Below are 12,587 nucleotides of genomic sequence, written 5' to 3'. Positions count from 1 at the left end.
CGTCAGATCTTGGTAGGGTTTCCGTCAGGACGGCCGCGCCGGGCCCCTCACGGGTCCCGCTCGCTCGCCCGTCTCCCTGGCGGCTCGGTAAACATTACTAGGTCCCCCACGCAACGCAAAATCGGGGGGTCAGGTGCGCTGCGCGGAGAGCGCCAGGCGCACCCGGTTGGGGCTGTTGGTCTTGGTCATCAGCGCCGTGATGTGTGTCTTCACCGTGGTCACCCCGATGTGCAGGCGGTCCGCGATCTCGGTGTTGGTCAGCCCCTCGGCGACCAGGTCCAGCACGTCCTGCTCGCGCGCGGTCAGGCCGTCGACCCGGGCCGGCGCCTCCGGGCGCGCGTCCACCGCCCGCCGCACCAGTCGGCGCAGCACGTCCTGACTGAACGGGCTCTCCCCCGCCGCGGCCTGCCGGATCCCGTTGAGCAACTCCTCCGGGGGCGCGTCCTTCAGCAGGAAGCCGCACGCTCCGGCCTGCAGCGCCGGGTAGAGGTGGTCGTCGTCCCCGAACGTGGTGAGCACCAGCACCCGGGTGGACGGTCGCTCCGCCATGATCCGGCTGGTCGCGGTGATGCCGTCGACGCCCGGCATCCGCAGGTCCATCACCACCACGTCCGGCAGGAGCTGTGCCGCCAGGGTCACCGCGCCCCGGCCTTCGCCGGCCTCGCCGACCACCTCCATGCCGTCCTCGGCGTCCAGCAGCATCCGCAGGCCGGCCCGGATCAGTTGCTGGTCGTCCACCAACAGCACCCTGATCATGAGGACGCCAGTGCGGCGATGGGGTGATCCCCGGGCAGCATGGTCGCCACCCGCCAGCCCGGGCCACTCGGCCCGGCCGTCAACGACCCACCGAGCACCTCCACCCGCTCCCGCATCCCGGTCAGCCCATGCCCACCACCGGGCACGATGTCGACCGGCGCGGCGGCCGGGGAAAAGGCCGGTGAGGAAGCCGGAGAGGCCGGTGAGGAAGCCGGGGAAAAGGCCGGGGGGAAAGCCGGCGACGACGGGAAGTCCGTGACCGACCAGTGCAGGTCAGAGCCCTCCATCACCACCGACAGCTCAGCACGGGCATCCGGCCCGGCGTGCTTGGCCACATTGGTCAACCCCTCCTGGGTGAGCCGGAGCAGCGCCAGCCCCCGCACCGCGTCCAGCTCCACCACCGCCGGGTCGATCTCCGCCTCGACGACCACGCCGGCCCGGCGCGCGGTCTCGACCGCACCGTCCAGTGCGGCCGGCAACGCGCTCGGGTCGATGGCGGTCATGGCGGCATCACCTCGTACCCGATCGGGGTCTCGAAGGACCGCGACCAGCCGCCTCAGATCGGTCAAAGCGGCCGTGCCCGTCCGGTGCACGTCGTCGAAGACCTCCGCGGCACGCGGATCGAGGTCGGGCAGCACGTGCCGGGCCACCCCGACCCGCAGCACCATCGAGGCCACGTGGTGCGCCACCACGTCGTGCAGCTCCCGGGCGATCGCGCTGCGCTCGTCGGCGCGGCTGGCCCGGTGTTCCGATTCGCGGCGCCGCTGTTCCTCCACGGCGCGTTTCTCGGCCTGCACGCCGAGCTCGCGGGTGGTCCGGACGACCAGGCCGAGCAGGATCGGCAGGCCCAGGTTGGTGGCCAGCCCCATCAGCGACTGCAACAGGTGCCCGGACGAGGGCGGGTCGCAGATCAGGTAGATCACGGTCACCGCGGCGACCGCGACCGCCAGGAAGCTCTTCCGGGACGCCCAGAGGGCCAGCTCGCCGATCGCCCACGCGGTGCCGACCTGGTTGATCGTCGCGTCGTCCAGCTGGACCATCGCGATCGCGAACAGCACGGTCTGCGCCACCAGGTTGATCGGCGGGCGGCGGTGCAGCAGCAGGGCCGCGGCGAACGCGAGCACCGCGAGCACCCACTGCAGCGTGGTCGGCGGGTGCTCGGAGTGGTTGATCACGAGCAGGTAGGCCACACCACTGCAGTCGAGCAGCACCATGCGCGTCAGGGTGTCGCGCGCATCGAGGAACTTGGCCATGACCGTCAGCCTAGGTCCTCGAGGTGGCGACGGCGGGCCGTGAGACGGCCGGCCAGCGGGTGCGTGCCGCGAGGTAGACGCCCAGCCCGATCGGCCCGAGCAGGATGGTGAGCAGCAGGATCGGGGCGAGGACCAGATGCGGGATGCCCCGGTCGCGGGCGTCCAGCCAGATCCACCGGCCGACGAACAGGTCGAAGCCGATCATGTGGGCCCAGCCGGCCGCCGCGCCGTCGGACGTGCCGAGCAGGTCGCGCACCCCGCCCAGGGTCGGGTTGGCGACCGCGGGCAGCACCTCGCCGAACGCCGGGATCACCAGCGCCGCGTAGATCACCAGCACCGGGAGCACGATCAGCGGCGAGGCGATGATCCGCCGGGTCCAGGACCAGCCGGGCAGCACGATCATCAGCGCCCAGAACGGCGCGGCCAGCAGGAAGGTCAGCTCGAACAGGAACCCGGTCATGCGGTCACCATCTCCGGCCGGCGCGCCCGGGACAAGACCATCCCGGCACTCGCGGCCGTCCCGAGGACGAGGACCGCGAACGCGAGGAGGACGGGACCATCCGGTTGCAGCAGCGGCGACGACCGCAGAGCCTGCCAGGTCAACAACGGCACGAGTACGCCGTACGAAATCCCCGCCACCAGCACCAGCCTCGCCTGAGTCGCGGCATCGATCCGGTGTCCCGCCCACCTCGCGAGGGCGAACGCCAGCAGCGGGAGCACCTGCAGCGCGTGCAGCCCGACGAAGTGCCCGATCCGCAGGTCCCCGCCGACCGTGCTCCACCCGGTCAACGGCATCCCGGGTCCGCCGTCGGGGAGGCCGACCGTGTGCGCGCCGGCGGCCCCGGCGACCCCGGTCTGCCGGCTGGTCATGGTGAAACCGGTCATCATGCCGACCAGTGAGATGAACAGGCCGAGCCGGATCGCGTACGCGGCGGCCCGGTCCGCGATCCGCTGCCGCAGCACGCCGATCCCGATCACCAGATGGGCCAGGAACAGCACCATGATCGAGGTGCCCATGATCGACCAGAGCGTCGCGTTCAGCGGGGTGCTCACGTTGTAGTGGCTGGTGGTGCCCCGGATCACCTGGGTCACCACGATCGCCAACTCGGCCACCGTGACGGCCACGATGATTGTTCCGGCCCACTCGGCGACCCGGCTGCGGCGCGGCATGATCGAAAGCAGCCAGGCCAGGGTCCAGGCGTAGATGGCGAACGACACGGAGAACTTGAACGGCTTGAGCCAGATCGGCACCCCGGTCAGCACCCGGGAGTCGGCGAACAGCCCGATCCCGGAGATCACCGCCAGCGCGACGGTTGCCCAGGTCAGCGCGATCAGTGGCCGGTGCCATCGGCGCGGTGCGGAGACTTCGACGGTTGTCATGCTCTTCACCCTGGTGCCGTCCGTGCCGCAAATCGCCCATCCAGCGGCCGTACCTGCGGCCGCTCGTCCGAGGTCGGTCTCCTCCCTGGGTAGGAGGCGTCTCCGTAGGGGGCGGCAATACTGTGCCGGTGCAACCCGGAGCCCCTGGCCTGACCGATTACCCCCTCGACACCGACGGACGCCGCAGCAGCGCGGCACTGGGCCGGGCGGTGGTCGCCGACGCCCTGCGCCCGGTCGATCCGGCCGCCGCCGCGGCCGCCGAACGCGAGCCCGACTGGCGACGCGGCTACCTGCGGCACTTCCGGGCGCTGCTGGAGGCCGGGCTGAGCGCGGACGGCGCCGCCGGATACACCATCGCCGAGGCCGGGCTGACCTCACTGCACGCCCGGATGCGGTACGTCCGGACCGACGGCGAGTTCACCCTGGCCCAGGCGCTGCTCGCGGTGCCGGAGCGGCCGTACGACACGGTCGAGGTGAAGGGCACGGCGGCACCCGAGCGCGAGCTCACGCTGCCGTACCGGGGCGCCGAGCTGCGCGGTGACGCCCTGACCCGGACGCTCGACGACTGGGTCGCGGCCGGCGTGGTCGAACAGTCGTGCGCGGCCGCCGTCCGCGAGGTGGCCGCGAACCCGGACTGGCTGGACCTGAGTGACCTGCGGATGGCGCTGCTCGGTGCGGCCGCCGAGATGGGACCGCTGCGGGCGCTGCTCGGCTGGGGCGCGACGGTGCTGGCAGTGGACCTGCCCCGGCCGGACCTGTGGGAGCGGATCTCCGCGGTGGCGGCCGGCTCGGCGGGCCGGTTGTCCGCACCGGTGGCCGACGGCGGGACGCCCGGCGCGGACCTGGGCGCGGAGCCGAGCCGGGTGGCGCAGTGGCTGCTCGGCTTCGACGGGCCGCTGGTGCTCGGCAACTACGGGTACGCGCCGGGCAGTGCGTACCCGCGGCTGGCCGCGGCGGTGGACGCGCTCGCGGTGCACATCCGGCAGCAGCGCCCGGACACCGCGCTCGCGGTGCTGGCCACCCCGACCGACGTGTACGCCGTACCGGCCGAGGCGGTCGAGCAGTCCCGGGCCAGGTTCGCGGCTCGGGGCCGCCGGGCGCGGGTGACCGGTGCGCTCTCCGGCGGGCGGCTGCTGTTCCCGAACTATCCGCAGCCGGTCGAGCCCGGGATCAACGACAGCCTGGTGCCGCAGCAGGGGCCGAACTACGCCCTGGCGAAGCGGATCCACCGGTGGCGGGCCACCGTCGCGCGGCGGGACGGGACGGTCAGCTTCGCGGTGGCGCCGCCGGCCCGGACCCGGTCGGTGACGAACAACCGGGTGCTGGCGGCCGCGTACACCGGGGCGCACCTGTTCGGCGTCGAGGTGTTCGAGCCGGACACGGCGAGCAAGCTGATGGCCGTGCTGCTCGTCCATCAGCTGCGCAAACCCCGTGCGGCGGACGCGGCGGCGTGGCGGGACGAGGCGGTGGCGGCGGCGCACGGCGGGCTGTGGCGGACGGCTTACCACCCGCGTACGGCATTGCCGCTGGCCGCCGTGCGCGGTTTCCTGTAACAGGACGTGGTTATGGTCCAGTAATGAACACGGCCGGTCTGGTGCTCGCGGCCGGTGCGGGCCGGCGGTACGGGATGCCGAAGGCGCTGGTCCCGTACCGGAACGGGCTTTTGGTGCAGCACGCGGCCGCGACCCTGCGCCGAGCCTGCTGCACACGGACCGTGGTGGTCCTCGGCGCCCGCGCCGAGGACGTCATCCGCGCCGCGCCGGATCTGCCGGAGACGCTCGTCAACCCGGACTGGCCCACCGGGATGGGCTCCTCGCTGCGCGCCGGGCTGACCGCCCTGACCGGGGACGACTCGCTCGACGCGGCCGTGGTCCTGCTCGTCGACATGCCCGGGGTGACCGCCGGGGCGGTCCGCCGGATCACCGCGCACGCCGCGCCGGACGCCCTGGTGATGGGCGGCTACGCGGGGCGGCGCGGCCATCCGGTGCTGCTCGGCCGCGAGCACTGGACCGGTGCCGCGGATGCCGCGACCGGTGATCGCGGCGCCCGGGATTATCTGCGCGCCCACGAGGTATCCGTGATCGAGGTCGGCGACGTCGCCGACGACACCGATCTGGACCGTCCGGGAGATCTTGATGCGTGACGTGCTCGCCGACCTGCTCCGCTGGTGGTCCGCCGGCGAATCGGCCGGACTGGCCACGGTCACTGCGACCTGGTCGAGCGCGCCCCGCCCGGCCGGCGCGGCGCTGGCCGTCGGCCCGGACGGCGTGGCGATCGGCAGCGTCTCCGGCGGGTGTGTGGAGGCCGCCGTCTACGACCTGTGCCTCGAGGTCACCGAGACCGGGCAGCCGCGCACCGCACGGTTCGGGGTCGCCGACGACCTGGCCATGGGTGTCGGACTGACCTGCGGCGGTACGGTCGAGCTGACCGTCGGCCGGGTCGACGCCTCGTCCTTCCCCGACCTTCCGGCGCTGGTCAGCGCGGTCGAGGCGGACGAGCCGGCCGCGCTGATCGTCGACGGCGGCGCGTACACGGTGGCCTTCCCCGGCGCGGGTGATCCGCAGGCGCGGCGGATGCTGGCCGAAGGGCGGACCGGATTGCTGCCGGACGGTCGGCTGGTGGTCTCGTTCGTGCCGGCGCCCCGGATGCTGGTCTTCGGCGCCACCGATCACGCAGCCGCGGTGGCCCGGATGGGCGCGTTCCTCGGGTACCGGGTGACCGTCTGCGACGCGCGGGCGGTCTTCGCCACCGCCCGCCGGTTCCCGGGCGCGGACGAGGTGGTCGTCGACTGGCCGCACCGCTACCTCGCGGCCGAGGACGAGGCCGGGCGGATCGACAGGCGGACCGTCGTCTGCGTGCTCACCCACGACCCGAAGTTCGACGTGCCCACCTGCGAGCTGGCGCTGCGCCTCGACCTGGCCTACGTCGGCGCGATGGGCTCCCGGCGCACCCACGACGACCGGCTCGGCCGGTTGCGCGAGGCCGGGCTGGACGCGGCGGAGCTGGACCGGCTCAGCTCGCCGATCGGCCTGGACCTGGGCGCCCGCAGCCCGGAGGAGACGGCGGTGAGCATCGCCGCGGAGATCGTCGCGCTGCGGCACGGCGGCTCCGGCGACCGGCTGTCGAGCCGGTCGGGGCCGGTCCACGCTCGTCACTGACAGTGACCTCAACGTCGCGCAAAATAGTTTGCGGACGGAAGCAACCTTTCCGCTCCGGCCGCACACTAATGCCTTTGACAGCGCTATTCCGAATCGCATTCCGGGCCGCTTTATTAACTAATGGGAAGTGTTGACAACTACCATTTTCCGGAAGCACGATAGCGTCGTTCCCCATCCCCCATGGAAAGGCTGCTCGTGTTCAAGAATCTGCGGAAGCGTTGGCGTGCCGGGCTCGTGGCGGTCACCGCGATCGGACTGGGCCTTGGCGCAGTGGTCTACACGCAGGGCGCCTCCGCGGCGACCTGGCCGACCGCCACCGGCACCACCAAGCTGACCGCCACCAAGGCGGTCTCCGGCACCCTCGACGGCGGCCTGAAGCGCTTCATCGGCAGCGGCGCGCTCGGCGGCGACTCACAGGAGGAAGGCCAGGACCCGCTCTTCGAGCTGGCCGACGGCGCCACCCTGAAGAACGTCATCCTCGGCTCCCCGGCCGCGGACGGCGTGCACTGCAAGGGCTCCTGCACGCTCACCAACGTCTGGTGGGAGAACGTCGGCGAGGACGCCGCGACGTTCCTTGGCGGTTCCAGCGCGACCTACACCGTCAACGGCGGCGGGGCCAAGAGCGCCGACGACAAGGTCTTCCAGCACAACGGCGGTGGCACGCTGACCATCAAGAACTTCGCGGTCGACGACTTCGGCAAGCTGTACCGCTCGTGCGGCAACTGCAAGACCCAGTACAAGCGCAAGGTCGTCGTCGACAACGTCACCGCGACCTACCCGGGTCTGTCGCTGGTCGGGATCAACGCCAACTACGGCGACACCGCGACGCTGTCGAACATCACCATCGTGAACGACACCAAGAAGAAGCTCGCCATCTGCATCACCTTCAAGGGCAACAACACCGGCGCCGAGCCGACCAAGGTGGCCACCTTCACCGGCAGCACCGGTGGCGACGGCACGAACTGCAAGTTCACCAAGGCCAACGTCACCTACAAGTGATCGCTCAGCTCATTCAGTGACGTGATGCGGTGCGGTTCGTCCAGCGGCCCGGTTCCCCACCGGTCGAGATGAACCGCCCGCAGCCCGGCGGCCCGTGCCGCCAGCACGTCGAGATCGTGCCTGTCCCCAACGCTGAGGACCTCCCCGGGCCTCAGCCCCCAGCGGGCTACCGTCCCGCGGAACGCGCCCGGATCGGGCTTGGCCATCCCCAGATCGTCGGGAGTCCACACGGGCCCCAGATCGGCCAAGCCCATCCGGGCGAGTTTTTTGCGCTGCTGGCCGGCCGAGCCGTTGGTGAGCACCGCCACCCGGAGGCCGCGGGCCGCCACCGCGGCGAGCGCACCGGTCACGTCGCCGAACGCGTGATAGGCGCTCTCGTACTCGACCAGGTAACCACCGAAGACGGCGTCGAGGCCCTCCGGATCGTCGGAAAAACCGAAATCGCGAAGCCGGCGCCGGCGCTGCTCCGGGAAATCGATCTCCCGTCGCCGCCAGGTGGCCAAATGCTTTTCGGCGACCTCGTGCCAGCGGGCGATCGTGGCCGGATCCGCGACCATTCCGACAGTCGGCAACCAGGCCGTCAGCGCGAGCTCCACCGAAGCGTCATGGTCACCCAGAGTGCCGTCCAGGTCGAAGAGAACCCCTCGTAGCGTCAATTCACCCTCGCTCGCAGTCTCCGCAGCATCCGCGCGTCACCTCGCTCGTAGTCTCCGCAGCATCCGCGCGTCGCCGAAACCTACCGCGCGGGCCGCGGCCTCGACCGTCGCGCCGTGCCCGATCAGGTATTCCGCCCGCTCGACCCGCAACAGCTGCTGATACCGCAGCGGAGTGCGCCCGGTCGCGGCCGCGAAAAGCCTGGTCAGCGTACGTTCGCTGACGTCAGCCCCGGCCGCCAGCTCGGCCAGCCGCAACGGCTCGGCGAACGACGCGTCGATCCGGTCCTGCACCCGGTGGACCACGTCGCTGAGGTGCGCGCGGTGCCGCAGCATCGCACTGGCCTGCAGCTCGTCGCCGTTGCGCCGGGCGTAGACGACCATCTCCCGGGCCACCCGGGCGGCCACCGCCGGGCCGTGCCGCAGCGCGACCAGGTGCAACGCCAGGTCGATGCCGCTGGCGATGCCGGCCGAGGTGACCACCCGGTCGTCGGAGACGTAGAGCACGTCGCGGACCAGCGCCGACCGCGGATAGCTGCGGGCCAGGACGTCCTGCAGGTCGTGGTGGGTGGTGCAGCGTCGGCCGTCGAGCAACCCGGCCCGGCCCAGCGCGTCGGCGCCGGCACAGACACTGGCCACGGTGCCACCGGCCGCGTGATGCTCCGCGATCCGGCGGAGCGTGGCGGTGCGGAAGAAGCCGTACCCGTCGCGCCAGCCCGGGACGACCACGAGATCGTCCGGAGTGAGCGCGGGCCAGTCCAGGTCGGCCTGCAGCACCACGCCCTGCCAGGTCGGTACGGCCGGCGACTCGGCGACGTAGCGGAGCGTGTAGCCGGGCGCGGTGGAGAAGACCTGGGCCGGCCCGGCCAGGTCGAGCAGATGCACCTGCGGGGTGAGGACGAACACCACCACGCTCACGATCCGGTCAGCCCTTCTCCACCTCTGCCACGGTGCGGACGGTGGCGAAGCGGCCGGCCAGCGCGTACTCCGTGCGGGTCACCACGTCCGCGGCGGCCAGCGTACGCGGGTCGGCCAGCAGCTCGGCCACGCTCTGGTCCTCGGGCGCCTCCCAGTGCGGGATCGGGAACGTCGCGGTCGCGTCGGTGACGTAGGTGACCTGATACCCGAGGTCGGAGGCGAACCGGGCGGTGGTCTCCACACACTGCTCGGTACGCAGCCCGCAGACCGTCACGGCGTGCACCCCGGCCACGGTCAGCCGATGCTGCAGGTCGGTGGTGGTGAACGCGTTGTGCACGGTCTTCACCAGCACCGGCTCACCGTCCGCCGGGACCAGCTCGTCCATCAGCCGGACGAAACCGTTCGCCGGGTCGAAGGTGCCGCCGCTGCCGGGCTCGGAGTGCAGCACCCAGATGACGGCCTGCCCGGTGGCGCGCGCGTGGTCGACCAGGCGCTGCACATGCGGGACGACCTCAGGGTTGTTCACGGTCTGCCATAGCGGGCGGGCGCGGAACGACTCCTGGACGTCGATCACGATCAGAGCTTCAGTCATACCGTCCATCGAACCCGCTCCGGGTGGGCCGGGACAGGCCCTTTCCAGACCCACCCCGGAACGATCCGGTCACCTGCGGGCGTGCGCGTGCCGGATCAGCCGGTCGACGTCCTCGTCCTCGGGCGGGTTCACCATCGACGCCCAGCTCTGGACCGCGTAGACCGGGTGGGGGAACCAGCGCCCCGCTGCGGAGAAGTCGATTTCGGACTGGTGGGTGGCAAAGGCTTCCGGTCCGTACCCGAAAAGGTCCTTGAAAGCGACGCGGCCGAGCTCGACGTTGAGCCGGAACCTGCCCGGGCGGTCCAGGTCGGAGCGCTCGTCGAAGCCGGGGACGTTGCGCACGACGATCGTGGCGAACGGGCGCATCCGGTCGTCACCGACGAAGTAGAAACGGTCACCCCAGCTCAGCTCGGGCGCGCCGGTGCCGGGGCCGGCGATCAGCTCGGTGACGCCGGGCAGGCGCCGGATCCGCTCGGCGAGCGCGTCGACTTCTTCGATAGGCATGGCCTCTATCGTATCGTTGACACACCCAGTGAGGGTTCCGCTGAGTTCTTCCAGGAGCATGATGCCGAAGTCTCAAACCATCAGTTACCGGCCGGTGGATCTGGCGCGGCCGCACGGGCTGTCCGCGCAGGCGATCCGCAACTACGAGAGCGACGGGGTCATCCCGCCGGCGCAGCGCACCCCGACCGGGTATCGCGCCTACGGCGAACAGCACGTGCTCGCGGTGGGCGCGTTTCTCGCGCTCGCCAAGGCATACGGGCACGGGCCGGCCGGGGTGATCATGCGGGCCGCGATGCAGGGCGATCTGAACACCGTCTTCACGACGATCGATAGCGGTCACGCCCGGCTGATCAGGGACCGGGAGACGCTGTCCGCCGTCGAGGCGGCCGCGGACTCCCTCGTGGCTCTACCTGTGCCGGCGCCGGTGCCGGTCGGCTTGTCGGCGGCGCTGCCGGTCGGGGCGCTCGCTCACCGGCTCGGGGTCACCCCCGCGACGCTCCGCAAATGGGAGCAGGCCGGGATCCTGGTGCCGACCCGGGACCGGGCGTCGCAGCAGAGGCTCTACAGCCCGGACGACGTGCGCGACGCGGAGCTGGCCCACCTGCTCCGGCGGGGTGGTCACGGCCTGTCGCACATCGCCACGGTGCTCGGCCAGGTCCGCGCGGCCGGCGGCGCCGCAGCCCTGGCCGCGTCACTTGCCGACTGGCGGGCTCGGCTGATCACTCACGGTCAGGCGATGCTGTCGGCGGCTGCTCGGCTCGCCGAGTTCCTGGCTGTCCCGCCCGAGGGGGTTTCGGGCGGGACAGCACGCAGAAGTCCGCGTCAGCGCGGATAGTCCCGGTAGTTACCGGCGTAGTAGTCGCCGACCTGATCCCGGTAGCCCTCGGTCTCGAAGGTCTCCTTGTCGTACTCCGGAGAGTCCTTGATCTGGTCCTTCGTGCGATCCACGTAGACCTTGCGCTCGTCGTGGTCGACGCTCTGCACGGTGCCGGCCGGCAGCAGCACCTTGCTACCGAAGATCCACGGACCGGTGTCCACCACGAGGTGGGCGTTGCCGACGTCGTAGCTGGCCTTGTCGATCGAGCCGATGTGCCCATCGGTCGCCTCGACCTTGTACCCGACCAGATCAACACCGATCCGGCCGGCCTCGTCGACGACATCGGCGTCGGCGGGCTGTGCATTTCCGGCCAGAGCCGGGTCCCGCCAGGACCACGGAGTAAAAGGCGTGGGTTGCATGTCGGCCTCCTTCATCGATGACATTGCCGCTGCCTTGTGCCTACCCGCTGCCCGGCGGTCCAATCACAAGTGGCACGTTTGTCCCTCGTTCCGGTCTCCCCAATCAAGATCAAAATCAGGATGTCGTAGGTGGGCGGTGGGTACAGACCGCCGCTCCCGCCGAGGGCCCTTCCGGCCCGAGCTGGCCGCTGGCGCGTCCAAAGCGCTCGGCCCTCCAGGGCAATGCCCGTGGGTGGTCCCGACCCAAAACCCCCTGCCCGCCCCAGGCTGGCCCCGCCCCAGCTGGCCCCGCCCCAGCTGGCTCTGCCCCGGCTGGCTCTGCCCCGGCTGGCTCTGCCCCAGGCGCGAGGTGGACGGTTCGGGCGGGGAGGGCCATTCGAAAACCGTCAGGCTTGATATTTCCGAATGGCCCTCCCCGCCCGAACCTTGCCTGGCTGATACCCGGCCGCGACTCAAGACCAGCGGGCGTCATCCCGGGCTGGGGTTGCGAGCATGTCAACGGTGCCGAACCCACGATGAGTGCTCGCTCGGCGCGGTCGGCGCGGTCGGCGCGGTCGGCGCGGTCGGCGCGGTCGGCGCGGTCGGCGCGGTCGGCGCGGTCGGCGAGCGAGGTTGTCACCCCGGTTGCGGCAGCGCTATGGGCGCTCGCCGGGCAGGGCTGGCCATGACGGCCGTTAATCCGGACTCATGAGGGCCCCTGCAGCCAGCCCGACCGACCGAGGTGGACCTGGCGGCCGTTATCCAAGGCACCCATAACGGCCTCTGCAGCCAGCCGGGCATGCCGCAATGCCACTTGGCCGGTAGCTCCTGGGTGGGGCGGTGAGAGTCCGCACTGCCAGATCGCGTGCGCCTGCCGCCCACCTGGGGGCGGTAGCCGCACGCACAACCCGACCGCGGACCGCCACCGCCCCCGAACCCGGCCAACGCGGACTTCCACCGCCCCACCGACGCCGAGCACGGACTCCTGCCGCCCCTTCAACGCCGAACGCGTGCGTCTGCCGCCCCACCAGTACCGAGCGCGGACTCCTGCCGCCCCACCGACGCCGAACGCGGACCTCCGCTGCCCCGCCAGCGCCGAACGCGGGCTCCTGCCGCCCTGCCAGCGCCGAACGCGAACTCCCGCCGCCCCCGCCAAAGC

Annotated in this window: 14 protein-coding genes; 5 read left to right on the top strand and 9 right to left on the bottom strand. The window is 71.6% G+C overall.

The window, feature by feature from the left end; genetic code table 11:
* Window positions 1-129 precede the first annotated feature (129 nt).
* The 4 genes from ADL15_RS09850 to ADL15_RS09835 are packed head-to-tail and all read right to left on the bottom strand — an operon-like array spanning window position 130 to window position 3,389.
* Window positions 130-756, bottom strand: a complete 627-nt coding sequence (locus tag ADL15_RS09850) for a response regulator transcription factor (RefSeq protein ID WP_067687477.1) — start codon at window positions 754-756, stop codon at window positions 130-132.
* Entirely contained in the window at window positions 753-2,009 is a 1,257-nt protein-coding gene (locus ADL15_RS09845) for a sensor histidine kinase (protein ID WP_067687475.1), read from the bottom strand. The genes ADL15_RS09850 and ADL15_RS09845 overlap by 4 nt, the downstream gene beginning before the upstream one ends.
* A 10-nt stretch (window positions 2,010-2,019) precedes the next feature.
* Window positions 2,020-2,469, bottom strand: a complete 450-nt coding sequence (locus ADL15_RS09840; protein ID WP_067687473.1) for an ABA4-like family protein — start codon at window positions 2,467-2,469, stop codon at window positions 2,020-2,022.
* A complete protein-coding gene (locus ADL15_RS09835) occupies window positions 2,466-3,389 on the bottom strand; it encodes a hypothetical protein (protein ID WP_067687485.1) in 924 nt (307 codons plus the stop codon). The genes ADL15_RS09840 and ADL15_RS09835 overlap by 4 nt, the downstream gene beginning before the upstream one ends.
* 128 nt (window positions 3,390-3,517) lie before the next feature.
* On the opposite strand from ADL15_RS09835, the gene ADL15_RS54090 reads away from it, so the two are divergent.
* The 4 genes from ADL15_RS54090 (at window position 3,518) to ADL15_RS09815 (ending at window position 7,546) form a co-directional block, all read left to right on the top strand.
* Window positions 3,518-4,942: a hypothetical protein gene (locus tag ADL15_RS54090; RefSeq protein ID WP_232343996.1), complete on the top strand. Its 1,425-nt coding sequence runs from the start codon at window positions 3,518-3,520 to the stop codon at window positions 4,940-4,942.
* 23 nt (window positions 4,943-4,965) lie between these two features.
* A complete protein-coding gene (locus ADL15_RS09825; protein WP_067687471.1) occupies window positions 4,966-5,532 on the top strand; it encodes a nucleotidyltransferase family protein in 567 nt (188 codons plus the stop codon).
* The gene (locus ADL15_RS09820; protein ID WP_067687469.1) at window positions 5,525-6,547 is read left to right on the top strand and encodes an XdhC family protein; all 1,023 of its coding nucleotides are present in this window, start codon (window positions 5,525-5,527) and stop codon (window positions 6,545-6,547) included. The genes ADL15_RS09825 and ADL15_RS09820 overlap by 8 nt, the downstream gene beginning before the upstream one ends.
* A 180-nt stretch (window positions 6,548-6,727) precedes the next feature.
* Complete coding sequence (locus ADL15_RS09815) at window positions 6,728-7,546, top strand: pectate lyase (protein ID WP_067687467.1); 819 nt, start codon at window positions 6,728-6,730, stop codon at window positions 7,544-7,546.
* Here ADL15_RS09815 and ADL15_RS09810 read toward each other — a convergent pair.
* From ADL15_RS09810 to ADL15_RS09795, 4 genes are all read right to left on the bottom strand, one after another.
* A complete protein-coding gene (locus ADL15_RS09810; RefSeq protein ID WP_067687465.1) occupies window positions 7,537-8,202 on the bottom strand; it encodes an HAD family hydrolase in 666 nt (221 codons plus the stop codon). The genes ADL15_RS09815 and ADL15_RS09810 overlap by 10 nt on opposite strands.
* A gap of 36 nt (window positions 8,203-8,238) precedes the next feature.
* A complete protein-coding gene (locus ADL15_RS09805; protein ID WP_067687463.1) occupies window positions 8,239-9,117 on the bottom strand; it encodes a GlxA family transcriptional regulator in 879 nt (292 codons plus the stop codon).
* 7 nt (window positions 9,118-9,124) lie between these two features.
* On the bottom strand, window positions 9,125-9,709 hold the full coding sequence (locus ADL15_RS09800) for an isochorismatase family protein (protein WP_067687462.1): 585 nt from the start codon (window positions 9,707-9,709) through the stop codon (window positions 9,125-9,127).
* A gap of 69 nt (window positions 9,710-9,778) precedes the next feature.
* A complete protein-coding gene (locus ADL15_RS09795; protein ID WP_067687460.1) occupies window positions 9,779-10,213 on the bottom strand; it encodes a DUF6194 family protein in 435 nt (144 codons plus the stop codon).
* A 58-nt stretch (window positions 10,214-10,271) separates the two neighbouring features.
* On the opposite strand from ADL15_RS09795, the gene ADL15_RS09790 reads away from it, so the two are divergent.
* Window positions 10,272-11,048 (top strand): MerR family transcriptional regulator, encoded by a 777-nt coding sequence (locus ADL15_RS09790; protein ID WP_394326923.1) that lies wholly within the window; start codon window positions 10,272-10,274, stop codon window positions 11,046-11,048.
* On the opposite strand, the gene ADL15_RS09785 is transcribed toward ADL15_RS09790, so the two are convergent.
* Window positions 11,036-11,449: a PRC-barrel domain-containing protein gene (locus ADL15_RS09785; RefSeq protein ID WP_067687479.1), complete on the bottom strand. Its 414-nt coding sequence runs from the start codon at window positions 11,447-11,449 to the stop codon at window positions 11,036-11,038. The genes ADL15_RS09790 and ADL15_RS09785 overlap by 13 nt on opposite strands.
* Window positions 11,450-12,587 lie beyond the last annotated feature (1,138 nt).

The organism is Actinoplanes awajinensis subsp. mycoplanecinus (assembly GCF_001509495.1).
Taxonomy (GTDB): Bacteria; Actinomycetota; Actinomycetes; order Mycobacteriales; family Micromonosporaceae; genus Actinoplanes; species Actinoplanes palleronii.
The sequence above is the reverse complement of the archived record's forward strand: the minus strand, read 5'-3'. Positions and strand labels throughout refer to the sequence as shown.

Bases quoted from the DNA above. Each gene is read 5' to 3' on its own strand.
- ADL15_RS09850 (WP_067687477.1), bottom strand. From the start codon at position 756: ATGATCAGGGTGCTGTTGGTGGACGACCAGCAACTGATCCGGGCCGGC.
- ADL15_RS09845 (WP_067687475.1), bottom strand. From the start codon at position 2,009: ATGGCCAAGTTCCTCGATGCGCGCGACACCCTGACGCGCATGGTGCTG.
- ADL15_RS09840 (WP_067687473.1), bottom strand. From the start codon at position 2,469: ATGACCGGGTTCCTGTTCGAGCTGACCTTCCTGCTGGCCGCGCCGTTC.
- ADL15_RS09835 (WP_067687485.1), bottom strand. From the start codon at position 3,389: ATGACAACCGTCGAAGTCTCCGCACCGCGCCGATGGCACCGGCCACTG.
- ADL15_RS09825 (WP_067687471.1), top strand. From the start codon at position 4,966: ATGAACACGGCCGGTCTGGTGCTCGCGGCCGGTGCGGGCCGGCGGTAC.
- ADL15_RS09820 (WP_067687469.1), top strand. From the start codon at position 5,525: ATGCGTGACGTGCTCGCCGACCTGCTCCGCTGGTGGTCCGCCGGCGAA.
- ADL15_RS09815 (WP_067687467.1), top strand. From the start codon at position 6,728: ATGGAAAGGCTGCTCGTGTTCAAGAATCTGCGGAAGCGTTGGCGTGCC.
- ADL15_RS09800 (WP_067687462.1), bottom strand. From the start codon at position 9,709: ATGACTGAAGCTCTGATCGTGATCGACGTCCAGGAGTCGTTCCGCGCC.
- ADL15_RS09795 (WP_067687460.1), bottom strand. From the start codon at position 10,213: ATGCCTATCGAAGAAGTCGACGCGCTCGCCGAGCGGATCCGGCGCCTG.
- ADL15_RS09790 (WP_394326923.1), top strand. From the start codon at position 10,272: ATGATGCCGAAGTCTCAAACCATCAGTTACCGGCCGGTGGATCTGGCG.
- ADL15_RS09785 (WP_067687479.1), bottom strand. From the start codon at position 11,449: ATGCAACCCACGCCTTTTACTCCGTGGTCCTGGCGGGACCCGGCTCTG.